The 15906-nt window shown below is 63.0% G+C and carries 13 protein-coding genes and 2 tRNA genes; 14 read left to right on the forward strand and 1 reads right to left on the reverse strand.

Going from position 1 to position 15906, the window contains the following annotated elements:
• Nucleotides 1–369: 369 nt before the first annotated feature.
• The 14 genes from ftsH to pnp all read left to right on the forward strand — a co-directional run bounded on the left by ftsH (nt 370) and on the right by pnp (nt 14728).
• The gene (gene ftsH, locus FEZ61_RS10245; RefSeq protein ID WP_017640627.1) at nt 370–2286 is read left to right on the forward strand and encodes an ATP-dependent zinc metalloprotease FtsH; all 1917 of its coding nucleotides are present in this window, start codon (nt 370–372) and stop codon (nt 2284–2286) included.
• Between the two features lie 7 nt (nt 2287–2293).
• Entirely contained in the window at nt 2294–3157 is an 864-nt protein-coding gene (gene folP / locus FEZ61_RS10250; protein ID WP_173148536.1) for a dihydropteroate synthase, read from the forward strand.
• Nucleotides 3157–4494 carry a phosphoglucosamine mutase gene (gene glmM, locus FEZ61_RS10255; protein ID WP_173148538.1) on the forward strand — a complete coding sequence of 446 codons (1338 nt, stop codon included), beginning with the start codon at nt 3157–3159 and terminating at the stop codon, nt 4492–4494. Before folP ends, glmM begins: the two co-directional genes overlap by 1 nt.
• A 66-nt stretch (nt 4495–4560) precedes the next feature.
• Nucleotides 4561–5319: a triose-phosphate isomerase gene (gene tpiA / locus FEZ61_RS10260; RefSeq protein WP_064308127.1), complete on the forward strand. Its 759-nt coding sequence runs from the start codon at nt 4561–4563 to the stop codon at nt 5317–5319.
• Nucleotides 5319–5699 carry a preprotein translocase subunit SecG gene (secG, locus tag FEZ61_RS10265; protein WP_017640623.1) on the forward strand — a complete coding sequence of 127 codons (381 nt, stop codon included), beginning with the start codon at nt 5319–5321 and terminating at the stop codon, nt 5697–5699. Before tpiA ends, secG begins: the two co-directional genes overlap by 1 nt.
• A 16-nt stretch (nt 5700–5715) precedes the next feature.
• Nucleotides 5716–5801: transfer RNA gene (locus FEZ61_RS10270), tRNA-Leu, on the forward strand.
• 87 nt (nt 5802–5888) lie between these two features.
• Nucleotides 5889–5965 (forward strand) — tRNA-Met (locus tag FEZ61_RS10275).
• 127 nt (nt 5966–6092) lie between these two features.
• Nucleotides 6093–6551, forward strand: coding sequence for a ribosome maturation factor RimP (gene rimP, locus FEZ61_RS10280; RefSeq protein WP_007162650.1), 459 nt, complete (start codon nt 6093–6095; stop codon nt 6549–6551).
• 49 nt (nt 6552–6600) lie between these two features.
• Nucleotides 6601–8073 carry a transcription termination factor NusA gene (gene nusA, locus FEZ61_RS10285; protein ID WP_017640621.1) on the forward strand — a complete coding sequence of 491 codons (1473 nt, stop codon included), beginning with the start codon at nt 6601–6603 and terminating at the stop codon, nt 8071–8073.
• Between the two features lie 26 nt (nt 8074–8099).
• Nucleotides 8100–10655, forward strand: a complete 2556-nt coding sequence (gene infB, locus FEZ61_RS10290) for a translation initiation factor IF-2 (RefSeq protein ID WP_017640620.1) — start codon at nt 8100–8102, stop codon at nt 10653–10655.
• A gap of 132 nt (nt 10656–10787) precedes the next feature.
• A complete protein-coding gene (gene rbfA / locus FEZ61_RS10295) occupies nt 10788–11171 on the forward strand; it encodes a 30S ribosome-binding factor RbfA (RefSeq protein WP_007162647.1) in 384 nt (127 codons plus the stop codon).
• A gap of 2 nt (nt 11172–11173) precedes the next feature.
• A complete protein-coding gene (gene truB / locus FEZ61_RS10300; RefSeq protein ID WP_064308128.1) occupies nt 11174–12088 on the forward strand; it encodes a tRNA pseudouridine(55) synthase TruB in 915 nt (304 codons plus the stop codon).
• A gap of 93 nt (nt 12089–12181) precedes the next feature.
• On the forward strand, nt 12182–12451 hold the full coding sequence (gene rpsO, locus FEZ61_RS10305; protein WP_007162645.1) for a 30S ribosomal protein S15: 270 nt from the start codon (nt 12182–12184) through the stop codon (nt 12449–12451).
• A gap of 174 nt (nt 12452–12625) precedes the next feature.
• Entirely contained in the window at nt 12626–14728 is a 2103-nt protein-coding gene (pnp, locus tag FEZ61_RS10310; protein WP_173148540.1) for a polyribonucleotide nucleotidyltransferase, read from the forward strand.
• A gap of 214 nt (nt 14729–14942) precedes the next feature.
• Here pnp and FEZ61_RS10315 read toward each other — a convergent pair whose 3' ends face one another.
• The gene (locus tag FEZ61_RS10315; protein ID WP_133863051.1) at nt 14943–15827 is read right to left on the reverse strand and encodes a LysR substrate-binding domain-containing protein; all 885 of its coding nucleotides are present in this window, start codon (nt 15825–15827) and stop codon (nt 14943–14945) included.
• Between the last annotated feature and the right edge of the window lie 79 nt (nt 15828–15906).

Genomic DNA, 15906 nt, shown 5'->3' on the forward strand with positions numbered 1-15906 from the left:
ATTTACGACTTGGCCCCCATATGAGCGAGCTGAGTGCGTTGGGCTTCTCCAGGGCGCTCTGCTGCTAGGAAACTGCCGCCTGTTTTAGGGCGGTTGAGTCCTACGGGCAGAGGCTCAGGCGCCGCCTTCCGCGTCGCGGGACCAGATCGCGCCAGCAGTATCTATTGGGTCGCGGTTTTAGGGGCAATTGAGAGAATTGATGGCCGCAACGTCTGCCTTGCCCTAGAGTCAAAGGCAGAAGACTCATATAGCGTTACAGACGATGTCTGCCGTGGGCCAGGCTTTGTGTAGTAACTTACCGGTCACTGCCGGTTTCGCTTCGAACGGTTTACCCACGAAACCGGCGCAGAGGGTAGTCAATTGAACGACATGGCAAAGAATCTGATCCTGTGGCTGATCATCGCCGCGGTGCTCGTCACCGTGATGAACAACTTCTCCAGCCCCAACGAACCCCAGACGCTCAACTACTCCGACTTCATCCAGCAGGTGAAGGACGGGCAGATCGAGAGCGTGACCGTGGATGGCTATGTCATCACCGGCAAGCATCGTGATGGCGATCCCTTCAAGACCATCCGTCCGGCGATCCAGGACAATGGCCTGATCGGCGATCTGGTCAACAACAGCGTCACCATCACTGGCAAGCAGCCCGAGCAGCAGAGCATCTGGACTCAGCTGCTGGTGGCCAGCTTCCCCATCCTGGTGATCATCGCCGTCTTCATGTTCTTCATGCGCCAGATGCAGGGAGGTGCCGGCGGTCGCGGCGGCCCCATGAGCTTTGGCAAGAGCAAGGCGCGCCTGCTGTCGGAAGACCAGGTCAAGACCACCTTTGCCGACGTCGCCGGTTGCGACGAAGCCAAGGAAGAGGTCACCGAGCTGGTCGAGTTCCTCCGTGATCCGGGCAAGTTCCAGCGCCTGGGTGGCCGCATTCCCCGTGGTGTGCTGATGGTCGGTTCGCCGGGTACCGGCAAGACGCTGCTGGCCAAGGCCGTGGCGGGTGAGGCCAAGGTGCCGTTCTTCACCATCTCCGGTTCGGACTTCGTCGAGATGTTCGTGGGTGTCGGCGCCAGCCGTGTCCGCGACATGTTCGACCAGGCCAAGAAGCACGCTCCCTGCATCATCTTCATCGACGAGATCGATGCGGTCGGTCGTCATCGCGGCAACGGCATGGGTGGTGGGCACGACGAGCGTGAGCAGACCCTGAACCAGTTGCTGGTCGAGATGGACGGCTTCGAGATGAACGATGGCATCATCGTCATCGCCGCCACCAACCGTCCCGATGTCCTGGACCCGGCGCTGCTGCGCCCTGGTCGTTTCGACCGCCAGGTGGTGGTCGGCTTGCCGGACATCCGTGGTCGCGAGCAGATCCTCAAGGTGCACATGCGCAAGGTGCCGGTCGGCGAGCGCGTCGATGCCGGTGTCATCGCGCGTGGTACCCCGGGTTTCTCCGGTGCTGACCTCGCCAACCTGGTCAACGAAGCATCGCTGTTCGCCGCCCGTGCCAACAAGCGCACTGTCGACATGCGCGAGTTCGAGCTGGCCAAGGACAAGATCATGATGGGCGCCGAGCGCAAGACCATGGTCATGTCCGAGAAGGAGAAGCGCAACACGGCCTACCACGAAGCGGGCCACGCCATCGTCGGTCGTCTGGTGCCCGAGCACGATCCGGTCTACAAGGTTTCCATCATTCCCCGTGGTCGGGCCCTGGGCGTGACCATGTTCCTCCCCGAGGAAGATCGCTACAGCCTGTCCAAGCGGGCACTGGAAAGCCAGATCTGCTCGCTGTTCGGTGGCCGTATCGCCGAGGAGATGACCCTGGGTTTCGAAGGCGTTACCACGGGTGCCTCCAATGACATCATGCGAGCGACTTCGCTGGCGCGGAACATGGTGACCAAGTGGGGTCTGTCCGAGAAGCTCGGTCCGTTGCTGTATGGCGAGGAAGAGAACGAAGGCTACCTGGGTCGCTCGGGTGGTGGTGGCGCCGGCAACATGTCGGGCGAAACCGCCAAGCAGATCGACCTGGAAATTCGCCGGATCATCGATGACTGCTATGGCACCGCCAAGCGGCTACTGGACGAGAACCGCGACAAGCTCGAGCTCATGGCCGATGCCTTGATGAAGTACGAGACCATTGACTCCGATCAGATCGACGACATCATGGCCGGCAAGGTCCCGCGCGAGCCGCGTGACTGGCATGACCGTGGTGGTCCTACCGGTGATGCCCCAGCGCCCCAGAGTGGTAGCGATCGTCCGGAAACCCCCATCGGTGGTCCAGCCGGAGAACACTGAAACACCCATGTTCAATCCGTTTCCTTCGACCCGATTGCCTTGCGGCAATCGGGTTCTTGTTTTTGACGCGCCCAAGGTCATGGGCATCCTCAATGTCACCCCCGACTCCTTTTCCGATGGCGGTCGCTATACGGCGGTGGAAGGCGCTCTGCGCCATGCCGAAGGGATGGTGAACGCTGGTGCGGCCATCATCGATGTCGGTGGAGAGTCCACTCGCCCGGGGGCGCCAGCGGTGTCCGAGGCGGAGGAGCTCGATCGGGTCATCCCGGTGGTCGAGGCGATCGCCCGAAAGCTGGATGTCGTCATTTCCCTGGATACTTCCACGCCCGCGGTGATGTGCGAAGGTGCCAAGGCGGGCGCCGGCCTGATCAATGACGTCCGCTCGCTGCGCCGGTCTGGCGCCCTCGAAGCTGCCGCCGCGAGCGATCTGGCGATCTGCCTGATGCACATGCAGGGGGAGCCCAGCACCATGCAGCAGGCGCCCGTCTATACCGATGTCGCAGGCGAGGTAGGTGCCTTTCTGGCCGAGCAGGTCAGGCGCTGCGAAGCGGCTGGTATCGCGCGCGAGCGGCTGGTGCTTGATCCGGGGTACGGCTTCGCCAAGACCCTCGAGCACAATCTCGAACTGTTCAAGCGACAAGCCGAGTTGCTCGCCTTTGGGCTACCCTTGCTGGTGGGCGTCTCGCGCAAGAGCATGATCGGCGCGGTCACCGGGCGGCCTGTGGAGGGGCGCCTGGCGGGCGGTCTGGCCCTGGCGGCCCTGGCGCTGGCCAAGGGCGCGCAGATCCTCAGGGTCCATGATGTGGCGGAAACGGTGGACGTGGTGAAGATGATCACCGCGGTCGAAGGCTTCAGGCAGGAACAAAACTGATGGCAAGAAAGTATTTTGGAACCGATGGCATTCGCGGCAAGGTCGGCACCTATCCCATCACCCCGGATTTCATGCTCAAGCTGGGCTGGGCGGCGGGCATTGCCTTTCGCAGTCGCGGCGGTTGTCGGGTGCTGGTCGGCAAGGACACCCGCAACTCGGGCTACATGTTCGAGTCGGCTCTGGAAGCCGGGCTGTCCGCTGCCGGTGCCGACGTCATGTTGCTCGGTCCCATGCCAACCCCTGGGATCGCCTACCTGACGCGGACCTTCCAGGCCAGTGCCGGCATCGTCATCAGTGCGTCACACAATCCCTACTACGACAATGGCATCAAGTTCTTTTCCGGCGCCGGCACCAAGCTGCCCGATGAGCTCGAAACCATGATCGAGGAGCTGCTTGATACGCCCATGACCGTGGTGGATTCGGCGCGTATCGGCAAGGTCTCGCGCATCAATGATGCGGCCGGTCGCTACATCGAGTTCTGCAAGAGCAGCGTGCCGACCGGGACCAGTTTCGCCGGCCTGAAGATCGTGCTCGATTGCGCCAATGGCGCCACCTACAAGATCGCGCCCAGTGTCTTCCGCGAACTCGGCGCCGATGTCAGCGTGCTGGGGGTGCAGCCGGACGGGCTCAACATCAACAAGGACTGTGGCTCCACTCACCTCGAGGGGCTGCAGCAGGCGGTGCTCGACCAGCACGCCGATCTCGGTATCGCCTTCGACGGCGACGGTGATCGGGTGCTGATGGTGGATCACACTGGAGCGGCAGTGGATGGCGATGAGCTGCTCTATCTGATCGCCCGCGATCTCAAGCGTCGTGGTCGCCTCGAGGGTGGGGTGGTCGGTACCCTGATGAGCAATCTCGGTCTCGAGCTGGGACTGGCGGAGCTGGAGATTCCCTTCGCGCGCGCCAAGGTAGGCGATCGCTATGTGATGGCCGAACTCTTGGAACGCAACTGGGTGCTGGGTGGCGAGAATTCCGGGCACGTGGTCTGCTGCCAGTACACCACCACCGGTGACGCCACCATCGCCGCCCTGCAGGTGCTGATCGCTCTGCGCAATGCCGGTCAGACCCTGGCCCAGGCGCGCATGGCGCTACGCAAGTGCCCGCAGGTGCTGATCAACGTGAGGTTCGGCGGCGGCCAGGATCCCTTGGAGAATCCGCGGGTCAAGCAGGCCAGTGCCGAGGTCACCGAGAAGATGGCCGGCAAGGGGCGGGTGCTCCTGCGCAAATCCGGTACCGAGCCGTTGCTGCGGGTCATGGTCGAAGGCGAGAACGAGCGTGAGGTGCGGGCCCATGCCGAGGCGCTCGCTCAGTTGATAACCGAGGTATGTGCTTGATTTGCTTGCATGCCGGTTTTCGATTGAGTAAGATCTGCGCCCACTTCGCTCCCTGAGGTAAAACGCATGCGTCGTTCCCTGGTTGCCGGTAACTGGAAAATGCATGGCTCGCTGCAAGGCGTGTCGGCGCTGGTCGCAGGCTTGAAAGGGTTGGATGGCGCAGCGGGTGTCGATGTCGTGGTGATTCCGACATTGGTGCATCTGCCGGGGGTGGCTGAAGCGCTGGCGGCAACGTCGCTGATGGTGGGGGCCCAGACCTGTGCTCCCGTCGCGGGCGAGAAGGCTCTGACTGGCGAGGTATCCTCGACCCAGTTGGCAGAATTCGGTTGCCGTTACGTACTGGTGGGGCACTCCGAGCGGCGTGCTCTGCTGGGCGAGGATGATGTGGTGGTGGCGAAGAAATTCGCGGCCATCCAGGAGGGCGGGATGATTCCCGTGCTCTGTGTCGGCGAAACCCGTGAAGAGCGGGAGGCCGAGCGTACTCTGGATGTGGTGGGTGGCCAGCTGAAGGCGGTCATCGACGCAGTTGGGGTCGCGGCTTTCGCCAAGGCTGTAGTGGCCTACGAGCCGGTTTGGGCGATAGGTACCGGGCTGACGGCGACGCCGGAGCAGGCGCAAGAGATTCATGCGGCGATTCGCGCCCTGGTGCGCGAAGCCGATGCTGGGGTCGCTGAAGGCCTTCAGCTGTTGTATGGCGGCAGTGTCAAGGCTGCCAATGCTGCCGAGTTGTTCGGCATGCCGGATATCGATGGGGGGCTAGTGGGTGGGGCCTCCCTGAATGCTGAAGAGTTCAGTGCGATTTGCCGCGCTGCAGGACGTGGATAATGTTGGAAACTGCAGTTGTCGTGATCCACTTGCTGATGGCGCTTGGCCTGATCGTGCTGGTATTGATGCAGCAGGGCAAGGGTGCCGAAGCCGGTGCATCCTTTGGTGCGGGCGCCTCGGGTACCGTGTTCGGTAGTCAAGGTTCTGCTACCTTTCTGAGTCGCTTTACTGCTATACTAGCCGCGGTTTTTTTCGCGACTAGCCTGGGTCTGGCGTATTTCGCCAAAGACCGTGCGTTGGGTCTGCGTGAGGTGGGTTTGCCCACTCAGCCGGTCCAGCAGGCTCCTCAGCCGAAACAGGATGGTAACGATGTTCCCCTGAGTCAGCCCCGTGCTGCCCAGGGTGGTACTTCCGGGGACGTGCCCCAGGAGTCCAAGTAGGTTTCAAAGGTTTCATGCCGAAGTGGTGGAATTGGTAGACACGCTATCTTGAGGGGGTAGTGGCCACAGGCTGTATGGGTTCGAGTCCCATCTTCGGCACCAAATAGCAAAGACGTCCTGCAGGACGCGGCGAGAGAGAGTAGGTTGACTCCTAGAGTTCAGTTGAATATAATCTCGCTCCAGCTTTGACGCGGGGTGGAGCAGTCTGGTAGCTCGTCGGGCTCATAACCCGAAGGTCGTTGGTTCAAATCCAGCCCCCGCAACCAGTTATTTAAAGCCCCTTTATAGGGGCTTTTTGTTGGCTGGACAGTTCGGGTCGCGCTTTCTTGCGCAGACCTCTTAGGGATGGGCGTAATGCCCATTTTTTATTCTCAAAAAACGCGAGGCAACCAGGTGTCGAGCAAGCTAGAACAGTTGCAGGCCTTGCTGGCCCCCGTCGTCGAGGCGCTTGGCTATGTCTGCTGGGGTGTCGAGTACATCTCCCAAGGGCGGCATTCGCTACTGCGTGTCTACATCGATCATCCCAATGGCATTCTCGTTGAAGACTGCGAGGCTGTCAGTCGCCAGGTAAGTGGCGTACTCGATGTGGAAGATCCGATCACCAATGAATACACCCTCGAGGTGTCTTCCCCCGGTATGGATAGACCGCTGTTCACGCTGGAGCAATTTGCTGCCCATGCGGGTGAACAGGTCAAGGTCAAACTTCGGTCGCCCTTCGAAGGGCGACGTAATTTCCAGGGTTTGCTGCGCGGTGTGGAAGACCAGGACGTCGTGGTGCAGGTGGACGAGCATGAGTATCTGCTGCCCATCGAGATGATCGACAAGGCCAACGTCGTTCCCCGTTTCGAGTGATTTGAGCGCGAGACCGCGGATCCCAAGGATTGCGAATACGAGGCGTAAGATGAGCAAAGAAGTTCTGCTGGTAGTGGAATCTGTTTCGAACGAGAAGGGTGTTCCACCCGGCGTCATCTTCGAGGCACTGGAGTTGGCTCTCGCCACGGCTACCAAGAAACGCTACGAAGAAGATGTGGATCTGCGGGTGTCGATCAACAGACACAACGGCAGCTACGAAACCTTCCGCCGCTGGACCGTGGTGGAAGACCAAGACTATCAGTTGCCCGATTCGCATCTGACGGTGGAAGACGCCCAGGAAGAGCATCCCGGCGTCAAGGCCGGTGAAGTGATCGAAGAGAAGATCGAGTCCATCGAATTCGGTCGGATCGCTGCCCAGACCGCCAAGCAGGTGATCGTGCAGAAGGTGCGCGAGGCCGAGCGGGCTCAGGTGGTGGACGCCTATCGCGAGAAGGTCGGCGAGATCATCTCGGGTACCGTCAAGAAGGTCACCCGTGACAGCGTGATCGTCGACCTGGGCAACAATGCCGAGGCCCTGCTGCCGCGCGAGCACATCATTCCGCGTGAGACCTTCCGCATGGGCGTGCGTCTGCGTGCCCTGCTCAAGGAAATCCGCACCGAGAACCGCGGTCCGCAGCTGATGCTGTCGCGCACCGATCCGCAGATGCTGATCGAGCTGTTCCGCATCGAAGTACCGGAGATTTCCGAGCAGCTGATCGATGTCATGGCGGCTGCCCGGGATCCGGGTTCGCGGGCCAAGATCGCCGTCCGTTCCAAGGACAAGCGCATCGATCCCCAGGGTGCCTGCATCGGCATGCGCGGTTCGCGTGTCCAGGCGGTATCCGGTGAGCTGGGTGGCGAGCGGGTCGACATCGTGCTGTGGGACGACAACCCGGCGCAATTCGTCATCAACGCCATGGCCCCGGCCGAAGTCGCTTCGATCATCGTCGACGAAGACAGCCGCACCATGGACATCGCCGTCGCCGAGGACAACCTGGCCCAGGCCATTGGCCGTGGCGGTCAGAACGTGCGCCTGGCCAGTCAGCTGACCGGCTGGACGCTCAACGTGATGACCGAAGCGGACATCAACGCCAAGCAGCAGGCCGAGACCGGCGACATCATCCAGCGCTTCATCGACGAGCTGGATGTCGACGAGGAACTGGCGCAGGTGCTGGTGGAAGAGGGCTTCACTTCCCTCGAGGAAGTGGCCTATGTGCCCATGGAAGAGATGCTCAATATCGATGGCTTCGACGAAGACATCGTCAACGAGCTGCGTACCCGGGCCAAGGATCGCCTGCTGACCCGGGCCATCGCGACCGAAGAACAGAAGAGCCCCAGCGAAGATCTGCTGACCCTCGACGGTATGGATCCCCAGCTCGCCAGCGCGCTGGCCCAGCGTGGCGTGGTCAATCGCGAAGAGCTCGCCGAGCAGTCGATCGACGACCTGCTCGACATCAACGGCATGACCGAAGAGCGTGCCGGCAAGCTGATCATGGCTGCCCGTGCCCATTGGTTCGAGTAAGCGGCGCAGTCTGAGGAGAGAAGTGCATGACGCAAGTCACGGTGAAAGAACTGGCCCAAACGGTCAATACGCCGGTGGAACGTCTGCTACAGCAGATGCGCGAGGCAGGTCTGACGCATAGCAGCGCCGAGCAAACGGTGAGCGATGCGGAAAAGCAGGCGCTACTGACACACCTGAAGGGGACTGCGCAGCTCGACGAGCCCAGCAAGATCACCCTGCAGCGCAAGACCCAGACCACGCTGAAAGTGGCCGGCAGCAAGACAGTCAGTGTCGAAGTGCGCAAGAAGAAGACCTTCGTCAAGCGCAGCCCCGCCGAGCTGGAAGCCGAACAGCGCCGCGAACAGGAAGCCCTGCGCGCCGCCGAAGAGGCCGCCGCTCAGGCACGTGCCGCGGAAGAAGCTCAGCGCGCTGCCGAAGCGGCTGCCCAGCAGCAGGCCGAAGCCGCTGCTCAGGCCGCGCAGCAGGCGGTCTCCGCCGAGGCTGCAGCCCCTGCCGCGCCGGAAGCCCCGGCCGTGGTAGCCGAGCAGCAACCCGCTGCCGAGCCTGCCGTCGAGGTCAAGAAGGCGGATCCGGCCAGTGAGCGCAAGCGCGAAGAGCCGCGTCGTCCCGTGCATCCTGCCCCGAGCAGCAAGCGCGAAGAAGACGAGCGCCGTGAGCGCAAGAACGCCCAGCATCGCCCGTCGATCAAGGACAAGGTCGCAGCTCCCCGTACCGTGCGCAGTGGCGACGACGAGGAAGAGGGCTTTGGCCGGCGTGGCGGTCGCGGTGGCAAGTCGCGACTCAAGAAGCGAAACCAACACGGGTTCCAGAGCCCGACAGGACCTGTAGTGCGCGAAGTCAATCTAGGTGAGACCATCACCGTCTCTGAGCTTGCTCAGCAGATGTCGGTGAAGGCCGCCGAAGTCATCAAGTTCATGTTCAAGATGGGGTCCCCCGCCACCATCAACCAGGTGCTCGACCGCGAGACGGCGCAGCTGGTGGCCGAAGAGCTGGGCCACAAGGTCAAGCTGGTCAACGAGAACGCCCTGGAAGACCAGTTGGCCGAATCTCTCAAGTTCGAGGGTGGCAAGGCCCTGCACCGCGCGCCGGTGGTGACCGTCATGGGTCACGTCGACCACGGCAAGACCTCGCTGCTGGACTACATCCGTCGCGCCAAGGTCGCGTCGGGCGAAGCCGGTGGCATCACCCAGCACATCGGTGCCTACCACGTGGAAACCGAGCGTGGCATGGTGACCTTCCTGGATACCCCTGGCCACGCCGCGTTTACCGCCATGCGTGCCCGTGGTGCCAAGGCCACCGACATCGTCATCCTGGTCGTCGCGGCCGATGACGGCGTCATGCCGCAGACTGAGGAAGCCATCCAGCACGCCAAGGCGGCGGGTGTCCCCATCGTCGTGGCGGTCAACAAGATCGACAAGCCCGACGCCGATCCGGATCGCGTCAAGCACGATCTGGCTGGTCGTCAGGTCATCCCGGAAGAGTGGGGCGGCGACACCCAGTTCGTGCACGTCTCGGCCAAGGCCGGTACCGGCGTGGACGAGCTGCTCGAAGCCATCCTGCTGCAGGCCGAAGTCCTGGAGCTGACCGCTACGCCGGAAGCACCCGGTCGCGGTGTGGTCATCGAATCGCGCCTGGACAAGGGTCGCGGTCCGGTCGCTACCGTACTGGTACAGAACGGCACCCTGCGTCAGGGCGACATGGCCCTGGTCGGCGTCAACTTCGGTCGTATCCGTGCCATGCTCGACGAGAACGGTAAGCCGATCAAGGAAGCCGGTCCCTCCATCCCGGTCGAGATCCTCGGCCTGGACGGCACCCCGGACGCCGGTGACGAACTCACCGTGCTGACCGACGAAAAGAAGGCCCGCGAAGTGGCGCTGTTCCGTCAGGGCAAGTTCCGCGAGATCAAGCTGGCCCGCGCTCACGCCGGCAAGCTCGAGAACATCTTCGAGAACATGGGCCAGGACGAGAAGAAGACCCTCAACATCGTGCTCAAGTCCGATGTGCGTGGCTCCCTCGAAGCGCTGCAGGGCTCGCTGTCCGGTCTGGGCAACGACGAAGTCCAGGTGCGCGTGGTCGGCGGTGGCGTCGGTGGTATCACCGAGAGCGACGCCAACCTGGCGCTGGCTTCCAATGCCGTGCTGTTCGGCTTCAACGTCCGGGCCGACGCCGGGGCGCGGAAGATCGTCGAGCAGGAAGGCCTCGACATGCGCTACTACAACGTCATCTACGACATCATCGAAGATGTGAAGAAGGCGCTGACCGGCATGCTGGGCAGTGACGTCCGGGAGAACATCCTGGGTATCGCCGAAGTGCGCGACGTCTTCCGTTCGCCCAAGTTCGGCGCCGTCGCCGGCTGCATGGTCACCGAGGGCATGGTGCACCGTAACCGTCCGATCCGCGTCCTGCGCGAAGACGTGGTCATCTTCGAAGGCGAGCTGGAATCCCTGCGTCGCTTCAAGGATGACGTGGCCGAAGTGCGTGCCGGCATGGAATGCGGTATCGGCGTGAAGAGCTACAACGACGTCCGCGTCGGCGACAAGATCGAGGTGTTCGAGAAGGTTCAGGTCGCCCGTTCGCTGTAACGACGACTCTGCACCAGGACGGCAGGTCGCGGACCTGGCAGACCCCTGCCAGGTCCGGACTTGCCGTTCGCGTTTCCAAGGTTCATGGCTGGCAGGCCTGGTGTCTGCGGCCTTTCGTACGAGAGTTTCGACATGGCCAAAGAATTCAGCCGTACCCAGCGCATCGGTGATCAGATGCAGCGTGAACTGGCACTGCTGATCCAGCGTGAGATCAAGGATCCGCGACTGGGCATGGTGACCATCACCGGCGTGGACGTCGCGCGCGACCTGTCCCATGCCAAGGTGCACATCACCGTCCTGGGCAAGGACGACGATGCCGACGCCATCAAGCAGAACATCGGCATCCTCAAGGACGCCGCCGGCTTCCTGCGTCAGCAGCTGGGTCGGGCGATGAAATTGCGCACCGTTCCGCAACTGAGCTTCCAGTACGACGAAAGCATCCGTCGCGGCGCCCAGCTGTCGGCCCTGATCGAGCGGGCGGTCGCCGAAGACCGTCGCCACGAAGGGGAGGAGTAGGGGTGGCCCAGGTCAAGCGTATTCGCCGCCAGGTACATGGCGTGCTGGTGCTGGACAAGCCGCGCGGCTTCTCCTCCAACGCCGCCCTGCAAAAGGTCCGCTGGTTGCTCAACGCCGAGAAGGCCGGGCACACCGGTAGCCTGGATCCTCTGGCCACCGGCGTACTGCCGCTGTGCTTCGGCGAGGCGACCAAGTTTTCCCAGTACCTGCTGGATGCCGACAAGGGCTACAGCACCGTGGCGCAACTGGGCGTCACCACCACCACCGGCGATGCCGAGGGTGAAGTGCTGGAGCGACGGGCGGTCGCGGTCGATGAAGCGGCCATCCAGGCGGCACTGCCGGCCTTCCGCGGCCAGATAGAGCAGATCCCGCCGATGTATTCGGCGCTCAAGCGCGACGGCCAGCCGCTGTACAAGCTGGCGCGTGCCGGGGAAGTAGTGGAGCGCGAGGCGCGTTCTGTTACTATTGCCCGTCTGGAACTGCTGGCGTTGCAGGAAGATCGTGCGACGCTGGAAGTGGCCTGCAGCAAGGGCACCTATGTGCGCACCCTGGTCGAAGACCTCGGCGCCCGTCTTGGCTGCGGAGCCCATGTGGCCGAGCTGCGCCGTACCCAGGCCGGCCCCTTTGGCCTGGCGCAGGCCATCAGCCTGGACGAGCTGGAGGCGGCGCACGCCGAAGGCGGTTCCGAGGCGCTGGATCGCTTCCTGCTGCCGGTCGACAGTGGCCTGGAGCACTGGCCGCTGGTGCAGCTGACGCAGCACAGCGCCTATTATTGGTTGCACGGCCAGCCCGTTCGGGCTGCCAATGCACCGAAATTCGGCTTGATGCGGGTGCAGGACGACCAGGGTCGTTTCATCGGCATCGGCGAGATTGATGACGAGGGGCAGGTTGCTCCCCGTAGACTGATTCGGTCCTAGACCGATACCGAGGGTGGCTGTCAGCAGGCACGGTCACACCTCTTTCCTTAAGCACGGGATCCATCCCGGCCTGTTCCTCAGAGGAGCCCTATCATGGCACTGAGCGTTGAAGACAAAGCCCAGATCGTAAACGAGTTCAAGCAGAGCGAAGGCGACACCGGTTCGCCGGAAGTGCAGGTTGCCCTGCTGTCCGCCAACATCGACAAGCTGCAAGGTCACTTCAAGGCCAACGGCAAAGATCACCACAGCCGTCGTGGTCTGATCCGCATGGTCAACCAGCGCCGTAAGCTGCTGGACTACCTGAAGTCCAAGGACACCTCTCGTTACAGCGCACTGATCGCTCGCCTGGGCCTGCGTCGTTAATACGATGCAGACCTGCTGCAAGCAGTCTGAAGCTGGAGGTCGGCTCGCGCCGGCCTCCGGCTTTTTTGCTTGAAAGGCCGGCAGAATCGGCCTGCGTCACCTGGAGATCAGCGAGGGTCCGAATCCCTCTGGTCGCCCCGATTTCCCCCAAGGCAATAAAGAGAAGGAAAGACTGTGAATCCAGTAATCAAGCAATTCAAGTTCGGTGAGCAGACCTTCACCCTGGAAACCGGCCGCATCGCGCGCCAGGCGACCGGTGCCGTGCTGGTCTCCACCGAAGACGTCAGCGTGCTGGTCACCGTGGTCGGTGCCAAGCAGCCTGCCGTTGGCAAGGACTTCTTCCCGCTGTCCGTGCACTACCAGGAGAAGACCTACGCCGCTGGCCGCATCCCCGGTGGTTACTTCAAGCGCGAAGGCCGTCCTTCCGAGAAGGAAACCCTGACCTCGCGCCTGATCGATCGTCCGATCCGTCCGCTGTTCCCCGAGGGCTTCCTCAACGAAGTCCAGGTGGTCTGCACCGTGGTCAGCACCAACAAGAAGTCCGATCCGGACATCGCCGCCATGATCGGCACCTCTGCCGCCCTGGCCATTTCCGGCATCCCCTTCGCCGGTCCGATCGCCGCTGCGCGCGTGGGCTACCACAGCGAGCTGGGCTACCTGCTGAACCCCAGCTACGAGCAGCTGCAGAGCTCCAGCCTGGACATGGTCGTGGCCGGTACCCGTGACGCCGTGCTGATGGTGGAATCCGAAGCCGACGAGCTGACCGAAGACCAGATGCTGGGCGGCGTGCTGTTCGCTCACGAAGAATTCCAGGTGGCCATCGAGGCCATCAGCCAGTTCGCTGCCGAAGCCGGCAAGCCGACCTGGAACTGGCAGGCGCCTGCCGAGAACACCGCCCTGATCGAAGCCGTCAAGGCCGAGGTCGGCGAGGCCGTGTCCCGTGCCTACACCATCACCATCAAGCAGGATCGCTATGCGGCCCTGGGCGCCCTGCGTGACCAGGCCATCGCCAAGCTGGCCGGTGAAAATGGTCAGTACAGCGAAGCCGAGGTCAAGGAGACCTTCGGTCTGCTGGAGTACCGTACCGTGCGCCAGAACATCGTCGACGGCAAGCCGCGTATCGACGGTCGCGACACCCGCACCGTTCGCCCGCTGCAGATCGAAGTCGGCCCGCTGAAGAAGACCCACGGTTCGGCCCTGTTCACCCGCGGCGAAACCCAGGCCCTGGTCACCGCGACCCTGGGCACCGCCCGTGACTCGCAGCTGCTGGACACCCTGGAAGGCGAGCGTCGTGACAGCTTCATGCTGCACTACAACTTCCCGCCCTTCTCGGTCGGCGAGTGCGGCCGCATGGGCAGCCCGGGCCGTCGCGAGATCGGTCACGGCCGTCTGGCCCGTCGTGGCATCCAGGCCATGCTGCCGACCCAGGACGCCTTCCCCTACAGCATCCGCGTGGTCTCCGAGATCACCGAGTCCAACGGCTCCAGCTCCATGGCCTCGGTCTGCGGTGCCTCTCTGGCGCTGATGGATGCCGGTGTGCCGGTCAAGGCCCCGGTTGCCGGTATCGCCATGGGTCTGGTCAAGGAAGGCGAGAAGTTCGCCGTCCTGACCGACATCCTGGGTGACGAAGATCACCTGGGCGACATGGACTTCAAGGTGGCCGGTACTGCCAAAGGCGTCACCGCCCTGCAGATGGACATCAAGATCAACGGCATCACCGAAGAGATCATGGAAATCGCTCTGGAGCAGGCGCTGGAAGCGCGTCTGAACATCCTGGGTCAGATGAACCAGGTGATCTCCGAGTCGCGTGCCGAGCTGTCCGAAAATGCCCCGACCATGCTGGCGATGAAGATCGACCAGGACAAGATCCGCGATGTGATCGGCAAGGGTGGCGCCACCATCCGTGGTATCTGCGAAGAGACCAAGGCGTCGATCGACATCGAAGACGACGGCACCATCAAGATCTACGGCGAGACTCGCGAAGCCGCTGAAGCGGCCAAGCAGCGCGTCCTGGGCATCACTGCCGAGGCCGAGATCGGCAAGATCTACGTCGGCAAGGTGGAGCGCATCGTCGACTTCGGCGCCTTCGTCAGCATCCTGCCTGGCAAGGATGGCCTGGTGCACATCTCGCAGCTGAGCGATCAGCGCATCGAGAAGGTCACCGACGTGCTGAAAGAAGGTCAGGAAGTGAAGGTGCTGGTGCTGGACGTGGACAACCGCGGTCGCATCAAGCTGTCGATCAAGGATGTGGCGGCGGCGGAAGCCTCCGGCGTCTAAGACGACCCTGAATAAAAAACCCGGCCTCGGCCGGGTTTTTCGTTTCTGGTGCGGGATGAAGTTCGCGGTGGATATCCTCATCGCGGCCGTGGCGGTCCGCCGATGCGGCCGCTCCTACAGAGAGTGATGTTTTGTAGGAGCGGCCCATGGCCACGATCGGCAAACGGCAAGCGGTCGCACCTGCGAACCGCCATGGTCGCGATTGGCCAGTGCATCAAGCCTTCTCGCGAATCCATTCGATAAAGCTGCGCACCTTGGGCACCTCGGCCATCTGTTCCGGATAGGCCAGCCAGTAGGCATGGGGGCTGGCCAGGCGATGGGGCCAGGCGAGCACCAGGCGACCGGAAGCCAGTTCTTCGGCGACCAGGAATTCCGGGAGCAGGGCCACCCCGCAGCCTTCCTGGGCGGCGCGGGCGCAGAGGGTGAAGGTGTCGAAGCGCGGGCCGTGGTGGCTGTGCACCTCGTCGCGCCCGAGGCTGGCGTACCAGTCGTGCCAGGATTCCGGGCGGGTGGTGTTCTGCAGCAGGACGAAGTCCACCAGTTGCTCCGGTCCGGCGATACCCTCGGCGGGCAGCAGGTCCGGCGCGCAGACCGCGACCATGTGCTCGTGCAGCAGCAATTCGCACTCGGCACCCGGCCAGCTGCCGTGGCCGTAGAACAGCGCCACGTCATGGCGGGGGTCGCGGAAGTCCACCGGTTCCAGCGCACTGGAGACATCCAGGTGGATGTTGGGAAAGCGCAGGCGCCAGCCCTTGAGCCGCGGCACCAGCCAGCGCTCGCCAAAGGTCGGCGGGGTGGCCACGCGCAGCACCTCGGTCTCGCCGCCATAGGACCTCAGATAGCGCGCCGACATCTCCAGCTGGTTGAGGATCTTGTCCACCTCGGCGAGGTAGAGCGCGCCCGCCGGGGTGAGCTGCAGGCGGCGGCGGACCCGGCGAAACAGACTGTGCTGCAGCAGGTCCTCGAGCTGGGCGACCTGTTTGCTGACGGCGCTCTGGGTCAGCGCCAGTTCGTCGGCCGCGCGGGTGAAGCTCAGATGACGCGCGACCGCCTCGAAGCACTGCATGGCGGTGATGGACGGCAGGTGGCGGCGTTGCATGAGCGGACTCGCGGCATGAAAAAAGGGAATGATATGCCGAGCAAAGGTCGGTTGTCCGGCGCCGCTGGGCTGACCATAC

Source organism: Pseudomonas sp. MS15a(2019), from assembly GCF_013277805.1.
GTDB classification, from domain to species: Bacteria; Pseudomonadota; Gammaproteobacteria; order Pseudomonadales; family Pseudomonadaceae; genus Chryseomonas; species Chryseomonas benzopyrenica.

What these genes read in the sequence shown, in the direction of transcription:
- ftsH (WP_017640627.1), top strand. Translation starts at nt 370, where the DNA reads ATGGCAAAGAATCTGATCCTGTGGCTGATCATCGCCGCGGTGCTCGTC.
- folP (WP_173148536.1), top strand. Translation starts at nt 2,294, where the DNA reads ATGTTCAATCCGTTTCCTTCGACCCGATTGCCTTGCGGCAATCGGGTT.
- glmM (WP_173148538.1), top strand. Translation starts at nt 3,157, where the DNA reads ATGGCAAGAAAGTATTTTGGAACCGATGGCATTCGCGGCAAGGTCGGC.
- tpiA (WP_064308127.1), top strand. Translation starts at nt 4,561, where the DNA reads ATGCGTCGTTCCCTGGTTGCCGGTAACTGGAAAATGCATGGCTCGCTG.
- secG (WP_017640623.1), top strand. Translation starts at nt 5,319, where the DNA reads ATGTTGGAAACTGCAGTTGTCGTGATCCACTTGCTGATGGCGCTTGGC.
- nusA (WP_017640621.1), top strand. Translation starts at nt 6,601, where the DNA reads ATGAGCAAAGAAGTTCTGCTGGTAGTGGAATCTGTTTCGAACGAGAAG.
- infB (WP_017640620.1), top strand. Translation starts at nt 8,100, where the DNA reads ATGACGCAAGTCACGGTGAAAGAACTGGCCCAAACGGTCAATACGCCG.
- rbfA (WP_007162647.1), top strand. Translation starts at nt 10,788, where the DNA reads ATGGCCAAAGAATTCAGCCGTACCCAGCGCATCGGTGATCAGATGCAG.
- rpsO (WP_007162645.1), top strand. Translation starts at nt 12,182, where the DNA reads ATGGCACTGAGCGTTGAAGACAAAGCCCAGATCGTAAACGAGTTCAAG.
- FEZ61_RS10315 (WP_133863051.1), bottom strand. Translation starts at nt 15,827, where the DNA reads ATGCAACGCCGCCACCTGCCGTCCATCACCGCCATGCAGTGCTTCGAG.